Source organism: Actinomadura harenae (assembly GCF_003696215.1).
Lineage (GTDB): Bacteria > Actinomycetota > Actinomycetes > Streptosporangiales > Streptosporangiaceae > Spirillospora > Spirillospora harenae.
The window spans coordinates 32,431-52,461 of record NZ_RFFG01000024.1 but is presented as its reverse complement, the minus strand read 5'-3'; the positions used below and the strand labels follow the sequence as shown (position 1 = coordinate 52,461).

The window sequence follows — 20,031 nt, the reverse complement described above, 5'->3', positions numbered from 1 at the left end:
TGGTCAGAACTCGAACGACTCAGAACTCGAAGGACTCGTGGTGGACGTGCCGGGACGGGACGCCCGCCTCCCGCAGCGCCCGGTGCGCGGCGTGCGCCATGCCGGGCGGGCCGCACAGGTACACGTCCCGTTCGGCCACGTCGGGCACGACCGACCGGAGGGAGTCCCCGGTGAGCGGGAGCGAGTACTCGGCGGGGTCGTCCACGAAGCACAGCACCCGGCGGTCGCGGCGGGCGGCGATCGCCTCCAGTTCGTCCCGGAGCGCCAGATCCTCGGGGCGGCGGGCCAGGTAGATCAGGGTGACGTCGCCGCGCAGGGTCTCGAACAGCGCGCGCAGCGGGGTGATCCCGACGCCGCCCGCGAGCAGCAGCACCCGCCGCCGCGTCTGCTTGGTGTCGGTGAACGCGCCGTACGGGCCCTCCGCCCACACCCGCGTGCCCGGACGGAGCCGGACGAGCCCGCGGCTGTGGTCCCCGGCGGCCTTGACGGTGATCCGGAGCTGGCCGTCCCGGGCCGGGGCCGACAGCGAGTACGGGTTCGCGGCCCACCACATGCCCGGCGCGAGGAACCGCCACCGGAAGAACTGCCCGGGACGGGCCGCGAGGTCGTCCAGGCGGTGCCCGGTGATGTACACCGACACGACGCCCGGCGACTCGAACCGCACCTCCGACACCCGCATCCGGTGCCGCAGGTTCCGCGTGGTCGGGACGGCGAACCGGTACCAGGCCAGCACCAGCGAGACGCCGATGAACAGCGTGTACCAGAAGTACCGCGCCACCGGCTGGTCGACGAACTGGGCCCCGTTGGCGAGCTGGTGGAAGAACACCAGGAAGATCGACAGGTAGGTGCCGAGGTGGAGCAGGTGCCAGACCTCGTACCGCAGGCGGCGCCGGGCCACCCGCGCCGAGGTGATCCCGACCGCGAACATCAGCAGCGTGCCCAGGGTCGCCTTGAGCATCTCCGGGTAGTGGAAGACGAGGTCGCCGGTCTGCGCGATCACGTTCTTCCGGTCCGTCAGGGCGTACCCCCAGATGACCAGGACGATGTGCGCGGCGGCCAGGCAGACGGTGTAGCGGCCGCCCGCGGCGTGCCAGCGCGCGAGCCGGTCGGTGCCGACGCCGCTCTCCAGCGCCGGGACGCGGGCCATGAGGGCGAGCAGCACCGCGCAGCCGTAGGCCGCGAGGAGCCCGGTGATCCGGGCCCCGTCGGTCAGCCACCCGGCGGCCCCCACCACCGAGTCCGTGCCGTGCCACCACAGGGCCAGCACCGCGAGGGCGCCGGCGTAGATCGCGCCGAGCACCCATCCGGCCCGCAGGCCCCGCCGACGCGGCCCCGCGTTCGTGCGGCGCGTGCTCGGCACGGCGTGCCCGGAACGGACCGCGGTCATGAAGAGCCCCCCTTTCGATCGGCGTCCCGTCACAGTGCCAGCCGAATCTCTGAGAACCCTCAGAACCAGCGTCGTATCGCCTGATTCTGAGCCGGTTCAGAGGGAACGCACAGGAAGGGGAGCGAAACTGAGGGCACCATGGACCATGATCGAGGACTGAGCCACGCCGACGGGTCGCCCGTCCGCGTGCTCGTGGTGGACGACGAGCCGGACCTGACCGACGTGCTGGGGCGCGTCCTGGCCCAGGAGGGCTGGCAGGTGCGGACGGCCGCCGACGGGGCCGGGGCGATCGCGGCCGCGCGCGAGTTCCGGCCGGACGCGGTGGTCCTGGACATCATGCTCCCCGACATCGACGGGCTGAGCGTCCTGCGGGAGCTGCGGGCCGCCGCGCCCGAGGTCTGCGTGCTGTTCCTCACGGCCCGGGACGCCGTGGAGGACCGGGTGGCCGGGATCACCGCGGGCGGCGACGACTACGTCACCAAGCCGTTCAGCCTGGAGGAGGTCCTCGCCCGGCTGCGCGGGCTGCTGCGCCGGGCCGGGCTGACCCGCCGCGCCGCCGCGTCCGCGCTGCTCACCGTGGGCGGGCTCAGCATGGACGAGGACGCCCGCGAGGTCACCCGGGACGGCGCCCTGGTGGAGCTGACCCCGACCGAGTTCGAGCTGCTGCGGTTCCTGATGCGCAACCCGCGCCGGGTCCTGAGCAAGGAGCAGATCCTCGACCGGGTGTGGAGCTATGACTTCGGGGGCCGCGCGCACGTCGTCGAGCTGTACGTGAGCTACCTGCGCAAGAAGATCGACGCGGGCCGGACCCCGATGATCCACACCGTCCGCGGGGTCGGGTACGTGCTCAAGCCGGAGCCCCGGTGACGGGTCCGGCGAAGCCGCCGGCGGCGGGCCGGGCGCGGCAGCAGGTGGCGGGTCGGGCGGAGCGGGTCCTCAGGGCGCTGCTCCCGCGGACGCTGCGGGCCCGCCTCACGCTCGGCCTGGTCGCGCTGCTGGCCTTCTGCTGCCTGGCCGTCGGGGTCGCGACCGTCACCGCGCTGCACGGCTTCCTCGTCGGACGCGTCGACGAGCAGATCACCGCCCTCGGCCCGCGCCTGGCCGCCGGGCTGGAGCACGAGCGGCGGCCGGACGCCGACAACCGCATCCCCGACACCCGCGGGGTGCCGCCGAACACGTTCGCCGCGCGGCTGTTCGGCGGGAAGGTGACCGCCGCCGGGGTCGTCCACGACCGGACCGTCGAGGGCGTCCCGATCAGCGAGGCCGACTCCCGCGCGCTCGCCGCGCTGCCCCCGGACCGCGAGCCCCGCACCGTCCACCTGTCGGCGCTGCACGGCTACCGGGTGGCGGCCTACACCGGCGACGACCACGACGTGCTGGTCACCGGGCTGCCGCTGCGGCCGGTGGAGGAGACGACGCGGCGGCTGGTCCTGGTGGAGGCGGCGGTGTTCGGGATCGTCCTGGCGCTCGCGGCGGCGGCCGCGGCGGGCTGGGTGTGGCTGACGCTGCGTCCACTCCGCCGGGTCGCCGCGACCGCCTCGCGGGTCGCCGAGCTGCCGCTGGCCAGCGGCGAGGTCGCGCTGCCCGAGCGGGTCCCGGACGCCGACCCCCGCACCGAGGTCGGACGGGTCGGCGCGGCGTTCAACCGGATGCTCGGGCACGTCGCGGACGCGCTCGCCCGCCGGCACGCCAGCGAGGAGCGGCTGCGCAGCTTCGCCGCCGACGCCAGCCACGAGCTGCGCACCCCCGTCGCGACGATCCGCGGCCACGCCGAGCTCGCGCTGCGCCGCCGGGACGGCGACACCGACCGCGTCCCCGGCGACGTGCGGCACGCCCTCGGCCGGATCCAGGCCGAGTCGGTCCGGATGGGCGACCTGGTGGAGGACCTGCTGCTCCTCGCCCGGCTCGACACGGGCCGCCCGCTGGCCGCCGAGCCGGTCGACCTGACCCGGATGGTCCTGGACGCCGTCGCCGACGCCCGTGCGGCGGGCCCGGACCACCGCTGGGCGATGGAGCTGCCCGAGGAGCCGGTGACGGTCCGCGGGGACGAGCACCGGCTGCACCAGATGCTCGCGAACCTGCTGGCCAACGCCCGCACCCACACCCCGGCCGGGACGCGGGTGACCGTCCGGCTGGAGCGGCCCCGGGCGGGCGCGGGCGCGGGCGAGGGCTCGGGTGCGGTGCTGGAGGTCCAGGACGACGGGCCGGGCGTGCCCGCCGACCTGCGGAGCGAGGTGTTCGACCGGTTCGTCCGGGGGGACAAGGGGCGGTCCCGCGCGTCCGGGTCCACCGGGCTGGGGCTGGCCATCGTCGCCGGCGTGGCCGCCGCGCACGGCGGCCGCGCCGACCTCGACTCCGCCCCGGGACGGACCGTCTTCCGCGTCACGCTGCCAGGACGTCCGCCGGAGTGACCTCGGCGGGAGGCGTCTCGCGGCGGCGGGGGCGGACCGCGCCGAAGGCGGCGAGGGCCACGACCCCGGCGACGCACAGCCAGGCGAACGTGTCGCCGACGACGTCGTAGACGGTCGTCCCGCCGCGGGTCGGGACGTAGGCGACGGTCGTCTCCGCCCCGGCGGCGAAGGTGTCGGCGGACGCCAGCGTCCGTCCCTGGCGGTCGAAGACGCCGCTCGCGCCCTGGCCGTCCTGGCGGAACAGCGCGTACCCGCCCTCGACGGCGCGCAGCGCCGCCTTGCTGGTGTGCACCTCGCCGTACTCGCGCCAGTCGTGCGACGGGACGAGGACGATGTCGGCGCGGACCCGCATCATCGCGGGGTAGTCGGCGTCGTAGCAGATGACGTTCGCGAGCCGCCCGTACGGCGTGTCCACGACCGGGACGTGCCCGTCGCCGGGCTTGAAGGTCTCCGAGCCGGGGATCGGGTGCGCCTTCTGGTAGGTCCACAGGACCGCGCCGTCCGGGCCGAGGAGCAGGGTCTCGTCCTTCCCGAAGTGCGGCGCGGTCGCGCCGAACACGTTCAGGCCGATGTCCAGGTAGACGCCGTCGCGGCGGGCCTCGGCGCGGGCGGCGTCGATCGCGGCGCGCTCGTCGGACTCCCGGACGGACAGGGCGTTCTCCGGCCACACGACGATCTTCGCGCCCGCCGTGGCCTCACGCCGGGTGCCGGTGAGCAGTTCGTTCTGCGCGGCGAGCATCGCGGGCCGGAAGGTCGCGTCGGGCGCGTTGGCGACGTCACGGCGTTCACCGCCGACCGCGCGGATCGCGGCCTTCTGGGCGGCCCGCACCTCAGGACCCGGCCCGACCCCCGCGATCCGCACGGTGTGCTTCGCGTCGGAGAAGAACGCCAGCCGCGCGCCGCCGACCGCGACGACGGCGAGCAGCACGGCCGCGAACACCCCGACCGGACGGACGGCCCGGCGCGTCCGGTCGGCCCAGGCGAGGTTCCCGACCGACGCGGCCCAGGAGATCAGGAACCCGATCCCGTACACGCCGGTGACCGAGACGACCTGGAGCAGCGGCAGCTCGCCGAACTGGGTGACGCCGAGGACGCCGAACGCCGTTCCGAACGGCGTGACCAGCGTCAACAGGAACTCGGACGCCGCGACGGCCGTGGGGAAGACCAGCAGCGCCGCCCATGTCGGCAGCCTGCGCGCCAGCCATCGGTCCAGGACGTACGGGATCGTCCGCAGCGCGCCGATCGCGACCCCGGCGAGGAGGATCACCGGGCCGGTCCCCAGTTTGGACTCCCACGCCCAGAACAGGGCGCCGGCGATGTTCGCGGCCCAGATCCCGGGGACGGCCGTCCAGGCGCGGCCCGTCCGGGAGAAGCGGAGCAGGAGGAGGGGGAAGATCCAGGCGGCGAGGGCGATGTCCCAGCGGCCGCCGACCGCGAGCAGCAGCAGCGCGGTTCCGGAGAGGAGGAGAGCGGTTCTTTGCATGCCCTCAACGCTAGGTAGGCGGCCCCTCACGGCGCGTCCTCCGCGATGGCGAACCCGCGGAGGCCCCGCGCAACCTTCGATGCGCCGCGCGGACGATGCGCGGCCGCACCCGCGCGACCTAGGGTTGGCGGCGATATGAGCACAGATGCCCTGGCCGTCCTGCGCGGCACACGACTCCGGCTCGCCGGTCGCCCCTGGCTGACCGACGCGGCGCTCGGCGGCGGGCTCAGCGTGCTCGACGCGCTGACGCTGCTCGCCGGCCGGCACTCCGCGCCGAGCCCGGCGGGCCTGCTGCTGTGGGCCGCGCAGACGGTCCCGCTGCTGTGGCGTCGGCGGTGGCCGCGGGCCGTCCTCGCCGCGATGACCGGCCTGTTCACGCTGTTCGAGATCCTGGACCCGGTGCCCGGCAAGACGCCCGGCCCGTACTTCCTGATCTTCGGCGTGTACGCGGTCGCCCGGTACCGCCCGGTACGGGACGGCGCGACCGCGACGGTCCTGGCGCTCGCCGCCGCCACCGCCGTCGAACTCGCCACCGGACGGGCCGAGCCGCCGCGTCCCGACTCGCTCAACCCGGACTCGGTCACGGCGTTCGCCGCCTACTTCGCCGCCGCGTTCCTGCTCGGCTGCGGACGCCGCCGCATCGAGGACGACGCCCGCAGCCTGCGCGACCTGAACGAGCGGCTGCGCGCCGAGCGGGAGACCAACGCGCGGCAGGCCGTCGTCGCCGAACGGGCCCGCATCGCGGGCGAGCTGCACGACGTCGTCGCCCACCACGTCAGCGCGATCGCCGTCCAGGCCCGCTCGACCGAGGACGTCCTCGTCACCGCCCCGGGCCCCGCCGCCCAGGACACCGGGGACATCGCGCTGGAGGGCGTCACGCGCATCGCCGAGACGGCCGACACCGCGCTGGTCGAGATGCGCCGGATCCTCGGGCTGCTGTCGGTGGGCGGCGAGGGCGAGGCGGCCGAGCCGTCCCTCGCGCACCTCGACCGGCTCGTCCAGGCGGCCGAGGCCGCGGGGTGCCGGGTCACCGCTTCCGTGGACGGTTCGGCACTCGCCCTCGCGGCGGCGTTGCAGGCGTCCGCGTACCGGGTCGTCCGCGAGGCGATCACGAACGTGCTGAAGCACGCGGGTCCGGTCGGGGTCCGTGTCGCCGTCGGGTGCGACGCGTCCGCGCTGCGGGTCGAGGTCGTCAACGGGCCGCCCGGCGCGGACCACCGGCCCGTGCCGGGCTCGGGACGCGGGCTGGTCGGCATGCGCGAGCGCGTCGCCGCGTTCGGCGGAACCCTGGAGACCGGCCCGGCGCCCGACGGCGGCTGGCGCGTCGCCGCCACGATCCCCCTGGAGGGCCTGCGATGACGATCCGCGTGCTGCTCGTGGACGACCAGGACATGGTGCGGGCCGCGCTCCGCGCCGTCCTCGACCGCCGCGAGGACCTGACCGTCGTGGGCGAGGCCGCCGACGGCGAGCGGGCGGTCGAGGCGGCGGCCCGGCTCCGCCCGGACGTGGTGGTCATGGACGTCCGGATGCCCGGAGTGAACGGCGTCGAGGCCACCCGCCGCATCCTCGCGGACTGGCCGGGCGACGCGGGACCGGCGCCGCGCGTGCTCGTCCTCACCACCTTCGACCTGGACGAGTACGTGCACGCCGCGCTGCGCGCCGGGGCCTCGGGGTTCCTGCTGAAGAACAGCCCGGCCGAGGAGTTCGCGCAGGCCGTCCGGGTCGTGGCGGCGGGCGAGGCGATGCTCGCGCCGAGCGTGACCCGGCGGCTGATCGGCGTGTTCACCGCCCTGCCCGCGGGCGCCGACGCCGGAGCCGGGCGGCCCTCCGGCCGCGGCCGCCTCGACCTGCTCACCGACCGCGAACTGGACGTCCTGCTCCTGGTCGCGCGCGGCCACTCCAACCAGCGGATCGCCACCGAACTCGGCCTCACGCAGGCGAACGTGAAGAGCCGCGTGAACCGGATCCTGGTCCGCCTCGGCCTGGAGAACCGGGTGCAGGCGGCGATCCTCGCCCACGAGGCGGGACTGCTGACCGATCACGCGCCCTGACAGGTGAGGACGGCCGCCGGCCCAAGGAACCGGCAAGATCCGCGCCGTCAAGGGTAAAACATGGCCGGACCAGGACATTAGGGCTTCCCAGACGGTCTTCTCGGGCGCACGCTCCAAGCACGGAAGCAGGGCGCCTAGCACGAGGGAGGCCCTCTCATGAACGTCCCGACAACACCACCCCCGGCCGTGTCATCGTCACCCCTCCGCGTCGAGGGGACACCGGAGCCGACGCCCTCACGAGCCCTGTGGATCGTGAAGTGGCTGCTGCTCATCCCGCACTACATCGTGCTCTTCGTGCTGTGGATCGGGGTCCTGGTGGTGTCGGTCATCGCGTTCTTCGCGATCCTCATCACCGGCCGCTACCCGCGGGCGCTGTTCGACTACACGGTCGGCGTCCTGCGCTGGTACTGGCGCGTGAGCTACTACGGGTACGGGGTGCTCGCGACGGACCGGTACCCGCCGTTCACCCTGGGCGAGGCGCCCGACTACCCGGCCCGCCTGGACATCGCCTACCCCGAGCAACTGTCGCGTGGCCTCGTTCTGGTCAAGTGGTGGCTGCTGGCCATCCCGCACTACCTGATCCTGGGCGCGTTCACCGGCGCGGGCATGTACACCGCCCACATGGGCATGGTCTGGCGCGCGCCCGGCCTGATCGGCGTCCTGGTGCTGATCGTCGCGATCGCGCTGCTGTTCACGGCGAAGTACCCGCGCGGCCTGTTCCACCTGCTGATGGGCCTGAGCCGCTGGACCCTGCGCGTGTCGGCGTACGCCCTCCTGCTCACCGACACCTACCCGCCGTTCCGGCTGGACCAAGGCCCTAACGAGCCGATGCAGTAGGAAACTCGGATCGACGCAGTAGGAGACGCGAGCCGCAGGAGTAGGCGCTACTCGATGAGTCCGGCGGTGGTCAGGCCGGCGACGATCTCGTCGACGTCGGCCTGGGCGCGGCCCGCGGCCTCGGGGTGGGCGTCGACGAGCGCGCGGGCCGCCTCGCCGCTGGACGCGCCGTCCAGCAGGGCGGACAGGACGAGGTGCGCGGTCGCGTTGAGCTGCCAGTAGTCGCCCGTCCGGCCGTCGAGGAGGACGGCGGCCGGACGGTCCCCCTCCTCGGAGCCGGGGACGGGGACGAGCGTGACGTGCTCGGGCAGGCGGACGGTCATACGGGCCTCCTCAGGCGGACAGAGCGCGGGGACGGTCACTCCGTGCGGCGGACGCGGCGGACGGCGATCGGCGCCGTGACGGCCGTGACCAGCAGCGCGAGAGCGAAGGTCGCGGCGACGGCGGGCAGCGCGGGACGTCCGAGGACCAGCGCCCGGACGGCCGTGACGCCGTGGGTGAGCGGGTTCGCCTCGGCCACGGCGCGCAGCCATGGCGGCAGGGACGCGACGGGCAGGAACGCGTTCGAGGCGAACATCAGCGGGAACATCGCGAGCCCGGCCGCCGCCTGGAGCGTCTCGCCGCGCCGGAACCAGCAGGCGAGCAACATGAACAGCCAGCCGAGCCCCCATGCGACGGCCAGCGAGACCGCGACGGCGAGGACGAGGGCGAGCGGCCCGCCCCGGCTCCGGAACCCGAACAGCGCCCAGGCGAGCACGACCAGTGTGACCAGCCGGATCAATCCGCGCACCAGCCCGGCGGCGCTCTGCGCGACCAGCACCGATCCGAGCCACAGCGGCAGCGTCCGGAACCGGGAGATGAGGCCGCCGCCGAGGTCGTCGGTCAGCCGCGTCGCGGACTGGAGGCCCGACTGGAGGGCCGTCGTCACCATGAGCGCCGGGACGAGGAAGTCGATGTACGGGACGCCCCGGGGAAACCCCGGCACGCGCGCGAGGCCCGACAGCGCCTGCCCGAAGACCAGGAGCATCGGCAGCGGCTCGACCAGTGTGAGCAGCAGCAGGCGGCGGTCGGACAGCATCGCCTGGACGGTGTGCGCGGTGAGGACGCCGATCTGCGCGGGGACGCTCGCGCCGTCGCCGGGGGCCTGTTCCCGGCGTTCCGCGGCGCGCTCCGCGACGGCCGTCATGCCGCGCCCCGGACCGGTCCGCCCGGCGCCGCGTCCGGTGCCGTGCCGGGTGCCGTGTCGGGTGCTGCATCCAGTGCCGCGTCCGGACCGTGGCCGGTGGCGAGGGCGAGGTAGACCTCGTCCAGGCCCGGTTCGCTGAAGGTGAGGTCGCCTGGGTCGATTCCGGCGGTGTCCAGGGCGCGCAGGACGTCGGTGACCTGCCGGGACGAGGCGGCGGCGACGGTCAGCGTGCCGCGCGCGGGGTCGAGCGCCGCGACGATGCCGTTCGCGCGCAGGGCCCGGTCGGCGTGGGCGGTGTCGGCCGCGTCGGCTGGGCGCACGGTCACCGAGCGGCTCCCCACGCGGGCCTTCAGCTCGCCCGGCGTGCCGGACGCGACGAGCCGTCCGCGCCGCAGGACGGCGACGACGTCGGCGAGCCGGTCGGCCTCGGCGAGGTCCTGGGTGGTCAGCAGCACGGCGGCGCCGTCCCGGGCGAGGCCCCGGACGACCTCCCACAGCGTTAGCCGGGACACCGGGTCGAGCCCGGCGGTCGGCTCGTCCAGGACGACCACCTCGGGCCGTCCGGTGAGCCCGGCGGCGAGGTCGAGGCGGCGGCGGGTGCCGCCGGAGCAGGCGCGCAGCGTCCGCCCGGCGACCTCGGTCAGGCCGAACAGCTCGAGCAGCCCGTCCGCGCGGGCGCGGGCGGCGCGGTGGCCGAGGCCGTGCAGGCGGGCGAGCAGGACGAGCGTCGCGCGCGGCGTCATCCGGTCGTCCAGCGCGGCGAACTGCCCGGCCACGCCGATCCTGCGCCGCACCCGGTGCGCGTCGGCGACCACGTCGAACCCGGCGACCCGGGCGGTGCCGGACGTCGGCCGGGCGAGGGTGGTCAGGATCCCGGCGAGGGTGCTCTTGCCCGCGCCGTTGTGCCCGAGCAGGCCGAGGACCGTGCCGTGCGGGACGGTCAGGTCGACGCCGTCCAGCGCGGTGACCTCCCCGAACCGCTTGCCGAGCGCCGCCGTCTCGATCGCGGACGCCGGAGTCCGGGCCGCTGCGGACGCGACCGTCATGACGCCTCCGGACGGGACGCGCGGACCTCAGGGAACAGCCGGAGCAGCACCAGCCGGACGACCGTGTCGTAGTACCTGACCAGTGCGAACGCGGTGCCGAGCCCGGCCGCTGCCGCGATCCCGGCGGGCGCCGACACCCCGGGGACCCGGGCGGCCGACAGCAGCAGCCCCGGCACCGCGAACCCCAGCAGCAGGACGTTCCGCAGGATCAGCGGGTAGCTCATCGCCGCGCTGTGCCCGCCGAAGCAGCCGCACTCGGCGAACACCCGCCCGCGCACGGCTCGCAGGACGACCCCGATGAACAGCGTCAGCAGCGCCGTGGCCAGCGCGAACCCGGCGAACGCGGTCGCCGGCAGCGCGGTGAGGACGGCGGCGACCGCCTCCGTCGCCGCGAACGCCGCCGCGAGGGCCGTGACCGAGCGTCCGTCCCGCTTGGTCAGCATCCGGACCGTCCGGACGAAGTTCCCGAATCCCTCGCCGTTGTGCAGCTTGGTGTAGCCCGCGTACCCGAACACGAACACGACCGCGCCCTGCGTGAACGCCAGGACCAGGCCCGCCGTCATCGCCGGCCCGCCGAGACCACCAGGACCTTCGCGAACGCGCCGACCTCGGCGTTCTCGCCGATCGGACGCCCCTCGGCCTCCACCCACGCGTGCGCCTTGAACGGCTCCAGCCGCACCCCGGTGCACCAGTCCGGCCACGTCCCGCCGAACCGGCAGAGCAGCGCGGTCGCCACCGCCCGCTGGAGGCACACCTGGCCCGCGCAGCGGACGCTGACCGCGACCACCGCCCGCCGCGCCTCGTCCGTCCGGGCCGCGCTCGCCGGACGCGCGCGGCGGCTCGCCAGTGTCAGCACCCGGCCGAGGCGGGCGGGCGGCAGCGCCGCCACCGGACGCGCGACCGCGACCGCGATCCGCGCCGCCAGCCTGCGCCGCCACGGCACCCGCTCGGCGGTCTCCAACGTCATGGGCATCGTCATGCGTGCTCTCCTCCTCGGGTTCGGACGCCGCCCGCGGGGACCTGGATCGACCGCGCCCAGACCTCGCACGCGACCGTGCTCACCAGGGGCACGAACGCCAGCGCCGTCGGCGGCGGGACGGTCAGGGCGCGGCGCAGCGCGTCGAGGTCCACCAGCCCGCGCCGGGCGAGCCGGGAGTCCTCGAACAGCGACAGCAGGTCGGCGCGGTTCCTGCGCAGCGCCCGGTACGCCTCCGCGCTGTACTCCGACTTGGTCGTCCGGCCGAGGAACGGCGCGGGCACCAGCCCGCGCAGCGCCTCCGACAGGACGGGCTTGTACCGGGTCAGGTCCACGCGGTCCCGGTGGCGCAGGGACAGGACGGCCTCCACGACGCGGTCGTCCACGTAGGGGGCCTCCCAGGCCATGCCGGTGACGCGCGACGTGTGCCGCATGGCCGCGCCGCACTCGCGGACCTCCTGGATGAGCGAGTGCTGGGAGCGTCCGGGGGACAGCGGCACCGCGCGTCCGGCGGCCTCGCGCAGCGTCGTGCGGGCCGCCTCGACCGCGTCGCGGGTCGCCCAGGGCGGCATCAGCCCGCCGAGGCCCCAGGTGAACGCGGGGGCGGCCGCCAGCGTGTGCGCCTGCGTGGTCAGCCGGTCGGCGGACGCGGCGAGCCAGTCCGCGAACGAGGCGTTCTCCCGCAGGCCGCGCAGCAGGGGGCCCGTCCGCCAGCGGTACAGGGCCCGGTGCGCCCGCAGGTGCCGGACGGCCGCCAGCGGCCTCCGCCGGGCCAGTTCGTGCAGGTGGACGGGTTTCGACAGGAACAGCTCGTCCCCGCCGTGCCCGGTCAGGTGGACGCGTGAACCGCACTCGGCGATCTGCCGCGTGGTCGCGCGCAGGGCGGCCCGCGTCCGGATCCACGCGAACGGCTCCTCCAGGTCGTCGACGTGGTCGAGCAGACCGGAGAACCAGGTCGGGGTCGTCCCGCGCCGGAACACCAGGTGCTCGCCGGGCAGCATCCCGGCGGCGCGTTCGGCCCAGACGCGGTCCTCGTCGGCCGGGTCGTGGGCCTCCATCCGGGACGTGACGAGCCGGTCGGCGTGCTCGGCGGCGAGGAAGCACAGGCTGGTGGAGTCCATGCCGCCGGACAGGTCGGCGCTGACGACGCCCGCGCCTCGTACGCGCGCGCGGACGCCGTCGCACAGCGCCTCGCGCACGAGCGCCGCCGCCTCCGGCAGAGGAAGGTGCGGTTCGGGTGGATCCCACCGGCGGACGACCCGTCCCCTCCCGTCCGGGCCGATCTCCAGGGCGGTGCCGGTGGGCAGGGACTCGACGCCGTGCCACAGGCTCGCCTCGGAGAGCGGCCACGGCGGCCAGGGCGCGATCAGCCGGGCGGCGAGCAGCTCGTCCCGGACGGTCGCGCCCAGCGCCCGCACCAGCGGGTCGGGGCGGTCGGACGCGACGACGACCTCCCCGACCCGGGCATGGAAGACCTGCCGCGCGGACGACAGCGACCCCTGTACCCACGTGCGCCGGTTCATGCTGACGACCAGGTGGAAGCAGCCGCCGAACGCGCGCGCCGCCGCGGCGACGTCCCTGGGCGCGTGCGCCCTGGCCAGCACGTGCGACAGCCCGCGGACGGTCGCGGTCGACGGGCCGAGCAGCACGGCGGCCCGGTCGCCGAGCACGGTGTGCCGGATCTCGCCGAGGGCCAGGTCCCGGTCGCCGAGGATCCAGGGCCGCCCGGACGGATGGCGGAGCAGGGGGGCCGGGGCGGCCGCCGCGAGGGCGGCGACGGCGGGCCCGGACGGACGGTCGGGCAGCACGATAAAGCGCACGAGTCATTCCCGGGGGCATGCGAAAATGGCGGGGACGGCTGGCCCGACGATAAGTCGAGCCATTCTTCTGGGCGGGGACACCGGCCCCGTGATTTCGGGGCCGGTGTCCTTGTCTCACTCCGCCCGGACCGGGTCGGAGCGAGCCGGCAGGGCTCAGCCGCTCACGCAGTTGAAGTAGACGCAGTGGCCGTTCCACTCGAAGCCCCAGCTCGGGTGGCCCAGCGTGACCTTGGTGAAGTTGCCCAGACGAGTCAACTCGGGAGCCATGTAGCGCATCATCGCGCCCCTTTCGGAATCAAGAACGACCGAGGATGGATCGTTCTCGGCTTGTTTGCTGACTGGCGATAGTGAGCTTAGTGACAGAATTTGTCAAAAGGCCACACGATGGCCTGTCCGGATCCGGCCCCGGCATTCTTCTGTTGCCTTGAGGTCAAGCGGGCGGGGCATTTCATCCGGTTTTATCGCGACGTTTCGCCGGGCCACCCGCGCGCCCTTCGGGGCACCGCCCGGTGGGCCCGGCATCCACCGATCGGTCGATGCCCGGATCCACCGCGGTCCTGGCGGGCCGGTGGATCCGCCGGGCCGCGCCCGAGCGGCATGCTCGTCCCCGTCACCAGCCGAAACGATGGGATGCGAGGGGGAACATGCCGGTCATCGAGGTGCGGAACCTGCACAAGCGCTACCGCGGGAAGGTCGCGGTCGAGGACGTGTCGTTCACGGTCGAGCGCGGCGAGATCTTCGGGATCCTCGGCCCGAACGGGGCGGGCAAGACCACCACCGTCGAGTGCGTGGAGGGGCTCCGGCGGCCCGACCGCGGCACCGTGTCGGTCCTCGGGTTCGACCCGGTCCGGGACGCCGCCGAGGTCCGGTCCCGGCTCGGCGCGCAGCTCCAGGAGGCCCGCCTGCCGAACCGGATGCGCGTCCGCGAGGCGCTCGACCTGTACGCGTCCTTCTATCCCGAGCCCGCCGACTCCGGCGAGCTCATGGACGTCCTCGACCTGACCGCGCAGCGCGACACGGGGTTCGCGAAGCTGTCCGGCGGGCAGCAGCAGCGGCTCTCGATCGCGCTCGCCCTCATCGGCGACCCCGAGGTCGCCGTCCTGGACGAGCTGACCACCGGCCTCGACCCGCAGGCCCGCCGCGACACCTGGGCGATGGTCGAGCGGATCCGCGACCGCGGCGTCACCGTCCTGCTGGTCACCCACTTCATGGAGGAGGCCGAGCGGCTCTGCGACCGGCTCGCCGTGATCGACGCCGGACGCGTCGTCGCCGTCGACACCCCGTCCGGGCTCGTCGCCCGCGTGGAGCCCGAGGGGCGGATCCGGGTCCGGTTCCGGCCGTCCGCGCCGCTGCCCGAGGCGCTGCTGCGCGACCTGCCCGAGGTGCGGTCGGTGGAGTGGAGCGGCGAGCAGGTGCGGGTCACCGGCACGCCCGAGGTGCTGCACGCGGTCACCTCCGTGCTCGCCCGCAACCAGATCATCGCCGCCGACCTGCGCGTCGAGCAGACCAGCCTGGACGACGCCTTCGTGGCCCTGACCGGCCGCACCCTGGAGGACTGACCGTGCTCGCCAAGATCACCCTGATGGAGTTCCGGCTGTTCGTCCGGGACGTCGTCGGCCCCGCGCTCATCGTGGCGCTGCCCGTCGCGCTGCTGCTCGGCTTCGGGTTCATGCCGGGCGGCACCAAGGCCAGCGAGGACCTGGCCGGGCAGAGCGCCGCCGAGTACATCGCGTCCATCGACGTCGGGATCGTCCTGGTCGTCCTCGGCTTCACGATCCTGCCGAGCGTGATCTCCGACTACCGGGAGAAGGGCGTGCTGCGGCGGCTCGGCACCACGCCGGTCCGGCCGTCCCTGCTGCTCGCCGCGCAACTGCTGATCTACAGCGTGTCCGCGCTGCTCGTCGTCGCCATGGTCGTCCTGCTCGGCGACATGATCTTCGGCACGCCGGTCCCGGAGCGGCTCGGGTCCTTCGTCCTCGCGGTCCTGCTCGGGATGGGCGCGCTGTTCGGCATCGGCCTGCTCGTCGCGGCGGTCGCGCCGAGCGGCAAGGCCGGGACGGGGATCGGGATGGCGCTGTTCTTCCCGAGCATGCTCTTCGGTGGCGTCTACATCCCGCGCGAGAAGGAGGCCGCCGCGATGCGGGCGGTCGGCGACTACACCCCGCTCGGCGCCACCCTCAAGACCGTCCGGGACTCCTGGCAGGGCCTCGACCCGCACCCGTCCCAGCTCGTGGCGCTGGCCGCGTACGCTGTGGTCGCCGTGGCGGCGGCGGTGAGGTTCTTCAGGTGGGAGTCACGATGACGGAGTGGGAACGGCGGCAGGGCCGGTGGGTCCACGTCGTTCTCTACGGTGTGCTCGCCGCCTCGACGCTGCTGGCCCTCCTCGCCGAACCGGCCGGCGTGTCGGGCGCGCTCACCACCGTCGGTCTCGCCGCCCTCGCGGGCGTCTGGATGCTGGCGCTGCTCACGCTCCGGCCCCACGTCATGTCCCGCCCGGTCGGCGCGTGGATCTACTACGCCGGGCTGGTCGTCCTGTTCGGGGTGCTGATCTGGCGGTCCACCCTGTTCGGCCTGTTCGCCTGGACGGGCTACGTCCAGGCCGGATGGCTGCCCGGCCGCGGCCGGTACGTCGGGACCACCGTCACCGCGTTCCTCGTCGCCAGCACCTACGTCGGCGGCGTCCAGCACCTCGACGCCCGGACCCTCCCGCTCTTCCTCGTGTTCGGCGTAGTGGGCGCGGCGGTCGGCGGCGCGTTCATCTTCTTCATCCACAAACTCGGCGAGCAGAACGCCCGCCAGCGGACCATGGTCGCCGAGCTCACCGAGGCCAACGCCCGGCTCGAGGCGGCCCTGGAGGAGAACGCCGGCCTGCACGCCCAGCTCCTCACCCAGGCGCGCGAGGCCGGGGTGCTGGACGAGCGCGCGCGCATGGCCCGCGAGATCCACGACACCCTCGCGCAGGGCTTCACCGGGATCGTCGCCCAGCTCGAGGCGGCCCTCCAGAACCCGGGGCAGTGGGAGCGGTACGCCCGCCAGGCGCAGGGGCTGGCCCGCGAGAACCTCGGCGAGGCCCGCCGGTCCGTCCAGGCGCTGCGTCCCGAATCGCTCGAACAGGCGGTGCTGCCCGAGGCGATCGGGCGGATGGCCGAGCGCTGGACGGCCGCCAGCGGTGTCCCGGTGAACGTCGAGACGACCGGCGACCCCGGCCCGCTGCACCCGGACGTGGAGGTCGCGCTGTTCCGGGTCGCGCAGGAGGCGCTGACGAACGTCGCCAAGCACGCCTCGGCGTCCCGCGTCGGCCTCACCCTGTCCTACCTGGGCGACGTGGTGCTGCTGGACGTCCGCGACGACGGGGTCGGCTTCGCCCTGGGCGGCGCCCGGCGCGACGGGTTCGGGCTCTCGTCCATGCGGCAGCGGATGCTGGGCGTGGCGGGCGGCCTGTCGGTGGAGAGCGCGCCGGGGGAGGGCACGGCGGTCAACGCGACCGTGCCCGCCGTCCCGGCGGGGGAGGGGAACCGGTGATCCGGCTGCTGATCGTGGACGACCATCCGATCGTCCGGGACGGGCTGCGCGGCGTGTTCGGGGCCGTCCCGGACTTCGAGGTCGTCGGCGAGGCGGCCGACGGCGCCGCCGCCGTCGAGCTCGCGGACCGCGCCGACGTCGTCCTCATGGACCTGCGGATGCCCGGCGTCGGCGGCGTCGAGGCCATCGCGCGACTGCGCGAGACCCGGCCCGACGTGCGCGTCCTCGTCCTCACCACGTTCGACTCCGACTCCGACGTGCTGCCCGCGATCGAGGCGGGCGCGACCGGCTACCTCCTGAAGGACGCCCCGCGCGAGGAGCTCGTCCGGGCCGTCCGGGCGGCGCACCGCGGCGAGTCCGTGCTGTCCCCGGCGGTCGCCGGACGGCTGATGGCGAGCGTCCGGCGCCCGTCCGACCAGACCCTCAGCCCCCGCGAACGGCAGGTGCTCGCCCTCGTCGCGGGCGGTGCCACCAACCGCGACGCGGCGCGCGAGCTGTTCGTCAGCGAGGCCACCGTCAAGACGCACCTGCTGCACATCTACGACAAGCTCGGCGTCCGTGACCGCGCCTCCGCCGTCGCCGAGGCGTACCGGCGCGGTCTGCTCGCCTGAATCGAACTTTTTCGGCCGCCTTCCGGCCGCCGTCCGCCGGAGTCCTCAAGATCGTCGGAAACCCCGACGGCGTAAGGGCTCCCGGCGATCTTGAGGTCCCGGGCGAGGGGGCTTCGCGTGCTTTGTTCCGTGCTTCACCCCTCTGACCACCGGTTGTAGCTCCGACACCGTGTAGGACATACTCGTCCCGCTAGGGCATACACGTGCCGGGTACAGGCATATCGACGTGTCCGGACGTGTCGCCATGAGTCCGTCCGGTCCGCCGGAAGGGGGGAGCGCGATGCAGCCGTTCGTCGCCGCGCTCGCACTGCTCGGCCTCACCGCCGCCCTCGCGTGCGGCGTGTACGCGATGTCGGCGTACACCGCGCTCCCGGGAACCCCGGCCGCCGCGCCCTACCTGTCCGGCGGCCTCCCCCTCGAGCACGCCGTGTCCCGCTACCACGTCCGCTGGTACGTGATCACCCTGGTCTTCCTCGCCTTCGACATGGAGATGGTCTTCATGTACCCGTGGGCGCTGGTCGTGACGTCCGTCGGGCCGAAGGCCGTCGTCGAGATGTTCGGCTTCCTGGCCCTGCTGCTGGTCGGCGTCCTGTACGCCTGGCGGGAGGGCGCGTTCCGATGGGCCTGAGAGCACGCCTGCTCCGCTACGCCGCCGGGCGCCCGCGCCCGCTCGTCGTCGCCGTCCCCGGTTTCACCGGCGTCCGCCTCGCCGTCGAGGCCGACCTGCGCCGCCGCGGCTGGCGCCCCGCCCTCGCCCCCGCCGAGGCCGACCTCCTCATCGTCTGCGGCCGCCCCGGCCCGGACCTCGCCCGCGCCATCGACACCGTCTGGGACCAGATGCCCAGCCCACGCGCCCGAGCCGACGCGCCCACGGCGTCCGACGTCCCGTCCGCCCTGGACGCCGCGTCCGCCCACCTGGCCGACGAACCCGCCCAACTCGAGGACGCCGCCCAACGTGCCTCCTACACCCCCGAAACGTCCATGGACCACAGCACCATGGACCACGGGGACATGGATCACGGGGACATGGATCACAGCGCCATGGGTCATGGAGACATGGACCATGGCGCCATGGGCCACGAAGGCCACGAGTCCATGGACCATGAGGCGATGGGCCACGAGTCCATGGGCCACGAAGCGATGGGCCACGAGGGCCATGGCGGCCATGGTGGTCATGGCGGGGGTCATGACCATCACATGATGGGGGCGCCGCACGGGCTGGCGATGGCGGATCGCGCGCCGGACCGGGACGGGCTCAAGCTGGACGTTCTGCATGTGCCGTTCGGGCCGGTGCTGGCCGACTGGCCCGCCGGGCTCAAGGTGACGTTCACGCTGCAAGGGGACGTCGTGCAGGCCGCCGAGGTGGAGCACCTCGCCGGGGACGCGGGTGCCGGGCGCTTCTGGGACGGGACGAACGTCGTCGCGGCCCGGCTGGACGCGCTGGCCCGCCTCCTCGCCGTCGCCGGCTGGACGGGACAGGCCGCCCAGGCGCGCGTCCTCCGCGACCAGGCGCTCGACGGGAAGGTCGAGAAGGCCCGGTTGGAGAAGTTCGTCCGACGCACGCGCCGTTCGCGGACGCTGCGCTGGATGCTCCAGGACGTCGGCCTCGGCGAGACGAACGCCTGGACGCGCGCGTCCGGCTGGCTCGCCGAGATCGGCGGCGAGACGCGTCCGGACACTTCGGCGGCCACCCCGCCGCTCGGTGAACTGCTCGTCGGCCTGGACGTCGCGGCGGCCCGCCTGCTCGTCGCCGCGCTCGACCCCGACACGGAGGGCGCGGTGGCGGAACATGTCTGAGTCCCTGCTGGTCCTGCCGCTGCTCGTCGCGGTGCTGACGGTCGCGGCGGCGGCGTTCGACGCCGTCCTCGGCGCGTCCGCGGCCGGGGTCCCGGGCGCCTGGCGGGCGTGGGACGCGCCGCTGCGCGAGACCGCGCGCCTGCTGGTCCGGCAGCGGAGGAGCACCCTCGCCGCCGACCGTCTGCTGCGCCGCGCCGGGGTGCTCGTCCTGCCGGTCGCGGCGGTGCTCGCGGCGGCGGTCCTGCCGCTCGGCGGCGCCCGCGCGGCGTCCGACATGTCCGTCGGGATCGTCTGGTTCAACGCCATGGAGGTCGCGGTCTGGGCGGGCGTCTGGCTCGCCGGATGGGGCGTGAACTCGGCGTATCCGCTGGTCGGCGGGTACCGGATGATCGCGCAGGGCCTCGCCTACGAGCTTCCGCACATGTTCGCGCTGATCACGGTCGCGGTCGGTGCGGAGTCCCTGCGCTTCTCCGACGTCGTGACCGCGCAGCACGACCTCTGGTTCGCCGTCCAGATGCCGGTCGCGTTCCTCGTGTACCTGCTGTCCGCGCTGGCGATGGCGTTCTGGGGTCCGATGTCGTCCCCGGTCGGTGCCGACCTGGCGGGCGGGGCGGCGGCCGAGCTGAGCGGCGCGGACCGGCTGGTGTTCTCGGCGGGCCGCCACGCGATGCTCGCGGTCGCCGCGGCCGCCGCCGTCCCGCTGTTCCTCGGCGGGGGAGCGGGACCGCTGCTCCCGGCCTGGCTGTGGGCGCTGCTGAAGACGCTCGCCGTCCTCGCCGTCCTGGTCTGGACGGCGCACCGCCTGCCGGTGCTCCGGATGGACCGCTTCATGACCTTCGCGTGGACGGCCCTGATCCCCGCCACGCTGCTCCAGCTGCTCGTCACCGGGCTGGTCGCGCTGTGA

At 74.5% G+C, this 20,031-nt stretch carries 21 protein-coding genes; 12 read left to right on the top strand and 9 right to left on the bottom strand.

The window, feature by feature from the left end; translation table 11 throughout:
* Positions 1-19: 19 nt before the first annotated feature.
* Positions 20-1,387: a ferredoxin reductase family protein gene (locus EBO15_RS15635; protein ID WP_122195125.1), complete on the bottom strand. Its 1,368-nt coding sequence runs from the start codon at positions 1,385-1,387 to the stop codon at positions 20-22.
* 138 nt (positions 1,388-1,525) lie between these two features.
* Here EBO15_RS15635 and EBO15_RS15630 point away from each other — a divergent pair, with 138 nt between their 5' ends.
* Positions 1,526-2,254: a response regulator transcription factor gene (locus EBO15_RS15630; protein WP_122195124.1), complete on the top strand. Its 729-nt coding sequence runs from the start codon at positions 1,526-1,528 to the stop codon at positions 2,252-2,254.
* Positions 2,251-3,798 (top strand): sensor histidine kinase, encoded by a 1,548-nt coding sequence (locus EBO15_RS15625; RefSeq protein WP_122195123.1) that lies wholly within the window; start codon positions 2,251-2,253, stop codon positions 3,796-3,798. The genes EBO15_RS15630 and EBO15_RS15625 overlap by 4 nt, the downstream gene beginning before the upstream one ends.
* Here the strand turns inward: EBO15_RS15625 and EBO15_RS15620 are convergent.
* Entirely contained in the window at positions 3,770-5,281 is a 1,512-nt protein-coding gene (locus EBO15_RS15620) for a nitrilase-related carbon-nitrogen hydrolase (RefSeq protein ID WP_122195122.1), read from the bottom strand. The two genes, EBO15_RS15625 and EBO15_RS15620, sit on opposite strands and share 29 nt — an antisense overlap.
* A 135-nt stretch (positions 5,282-5,416) precedes the next feature.
* On the opposite strand from EBO15_RS15620, the gene EBO15_RS15615 reads away from it, so the two are divergent.
* The 3 genes from EBO15_RS15615 to EBO15_RS15605 all read left to right on the top strand — a co-directional run bounded on the left by EBO15_RS15615 (position 5,417) and on the right by EBO15_RS15605 (position 8,169).
* A complete protein-coding gene (locus EBO15_RS15615) occupies positions 5,417-6,640 on the top strand; it encodes a sensor histidine kinase (protein WP_122195121.1) in 1,224 nt (407 codons plus the stop codon).
* Positions 6,637-7,332, top strand: coding sequence for a response regulator (locus tag EBO15_RS15610; protein ID WP_122195120.1), 696 nt, complete (start codon positions 6,637-6,639; stop codon positions 7,330-7,332). Before EBO15_RS15615 ends, EBO15_RS15610 begins: the two co-directional genes overlap by 4 nt.
* Before the next feature lie 186 nt (positions 7,333-7,518).
* Entirely contained in the window at positions 7,519-8,169 is a 651-nt protein-coding gene (locus EBO15_RS15605) for a DUF4389 domain-containing protein (RefSeq protein WP_233616212.1), read from the top strand.
* A 47-nt stretch (positions 8,170-8,216) separates the two neighbouring features.
* Here the strand turns inward: EBO15_RS15605 and EBO15_RS15600 are convergent, their stop codons facing one another.
* From EBO15_RS15600 to EBO15_RS15570, 7 genes are all read right to left on the bottom strand, one after another.
* The gene (locus EBO15_RS15600) at positions 8,217-8,492 is read right to left on the bottom strand and encodes a lasso peptide biosynthesis PqqD family chaperone (RefSeq protein ID WP_122195118.1); all 276 of its coding nucleotides are present in this window, start codon (positions 8,490-8,492) and stop codon (positions 8,217-8,219) included.
* A gap of 35 nt (positions 8,493-8,527) precedes the next feature.
* Entirely contained in the window at positions 8,528-9,355 is an 828-nt protein-coding gene (locus tag EBO15_RS15595; protein WP_122195117.1) for an ABC transporter permease, read from the bottom strand.
* The gene (locus EBO15_RS15590) at positions 9,352-10,401 is read right to left on the bottom strand and encodes an ABC transporter ATP-binding protein (protein ID WP_122195116.1); all 1,050 of its coding nucleotides are present in this window, start codon (positions 10,399-10,401) and stop codon (positions 9,352-9,354) included. The genes EBO15_RS15595 and EBO15_RS15590 overlap by 4 nt, the downstream gene beginning before the upstream one ends.
* Positions 10,398-10,964 (bottom strand): MauE/DoxX family redox-associated membrane protein, encoded by a 567-nt coding sequence (locus tag EBO15_RS15585; RefSeq protein WP_122195115.1) that lies wholly within the window; start codon positions 10,962-10,964, stop codon positions 10,398-10,400. The genes EBO15_RS15590 and EBO15_RS15585 overlap by 4 nt, the downstream gene beginning before the upstream one ends.
* Positions 10,961-11,380, bottom strand: coding sequence for a lasso peptide biosynthesis B2 protein (locus EBO15_RS15580; protein ID WP_122195114.1), 420 nt, complete (start codon positions 11,378-11,380; stop codon positions 10,961-10,963). Before EBO15_RS15580 ends, EBO15_RS15585 begins: the two co-directional genes overlap by 4 nt.
* On the bottom strand, positions 11,377-13,197 hold the full coding sequence (locus tag EBO15_RS15575; protein WP_147481512.1) for an asparagine synthase-related protein: 1,821 nt from the start codon (positions 13,195-13,197) through the stop codon (positions 11,377-11,379). The genes EBO15_RS15580 and EBO15_RS15575 overlap by 4 nt, the downstream gene beginning before the upstream one ends.
* A 153-nt stretch (positions 13,198-13,350) precedes the next feature.
* Positions 13,351-13,473, bottom strand: a complete 123-nt coding sequence (locus EBO15_RS15570; protein ID WP_267898408.1) for a lasso RiPP family leader peptide-containing protein — start codon at positions 13,471-13,473, stop codon at positions 13,351-13,353.
* A gap of 368 nt (positions 13,474-13,841) precedes the next feature.
* Here EBO15_RS15570 and EBO15_RS15565 point away from each other — a divergent pair, with 368 nt between their 5' ends.
* The 7 genes from EBO15_RS15565 to EBO15_RS15540 all read left to right on the top strand — a co-directional run bounded on the left by EBO15_RS15565 (position 13,842) and on the right by EBO15_RS15540 (position 20,031).
* Complete coding sequence (locus EBO15_RS15565; RefSeq protein ID WP_122195111.1) at positions 13,842-14,756, top strand: ABC transporter ATP-binding protein; 915 nt, start codon at positions 13,842-13,844, stop codon at positions 14,754-14,756.
* A gap of 2 nt (positions 14,757-14,758) precedes the next feature.
* On the top strand, positions 14,759-15,499 hold the full coding sequence (locus EBO15_RS15560) for an ABC transporter permease (RefSeq protein WP_122195110.1): 741 nt from the start codon (positions 14,759-14,761) through the stop codon (positions 15,497-15,499).
* A complete protein-coding gene (locus EBO15_RS45280; RefSeq protein ID WP_199744557.1) occupies positions 15,496-16,719 on the top strand; it encodes a sensor histidine kinase in 1,224 nt (407 codons plus the stop codon). Before EBO15_RS15560 ends, EBO15_RS45280 begins: the two co-directional genes overlap by 4 nt.
* On the top strand, positions 16,716-17,330 hold the full coding sequence (locus EBO15_RS45275) for a response regulator (protein WP_199744556.1): 615 nt from the start codon (positions 16,716-16,718) through the stop codon (positions 17,328-17,330). The genes EBO15_RS45280 and EBO15_RS45275 overlap by 4 nt, the downstream gene beginning before the upstream one ends.
* Before the next feature lie 280 nt (positions 17,331-17,610).
* Positions 17,611-17,958, top strand: coding sequence for an NADH-quinone oxidoreductase subunit A (locus EBO15_RS15550; RefSeq protein ID WP_122195109.1), 348 nt, complete (start codon positions 17,611-17,613; stop codon positions 17,956-17,958).
* Positions 17,949-19,127 (top strand): hypothetical protein, encoded by a 1,179-nt coding sequence (locus EBO15_RS15545; protein ID WP_122195108.1) that lies wholly within the window; start codon positions 17,949-17,951, stop codon positions 19,125-19,127. The genes EBO15_RS15550 and EBO15_RS15545 overlap by 10 nt, the downstream gene beginning before the upstream one ends.
* Entirely contained in the window at positions 19,120-20,031 is a 912-nt protein-coding gene (locus tag EBO15_RS15540) for an NADH-quinone oxidoreductase subunit H (protein WP_122195107.1), read from the top strand. Before EBO15_RS15545 ends, EBO15_RS15540 begins: the two co-directional genes overlap by 8 nt.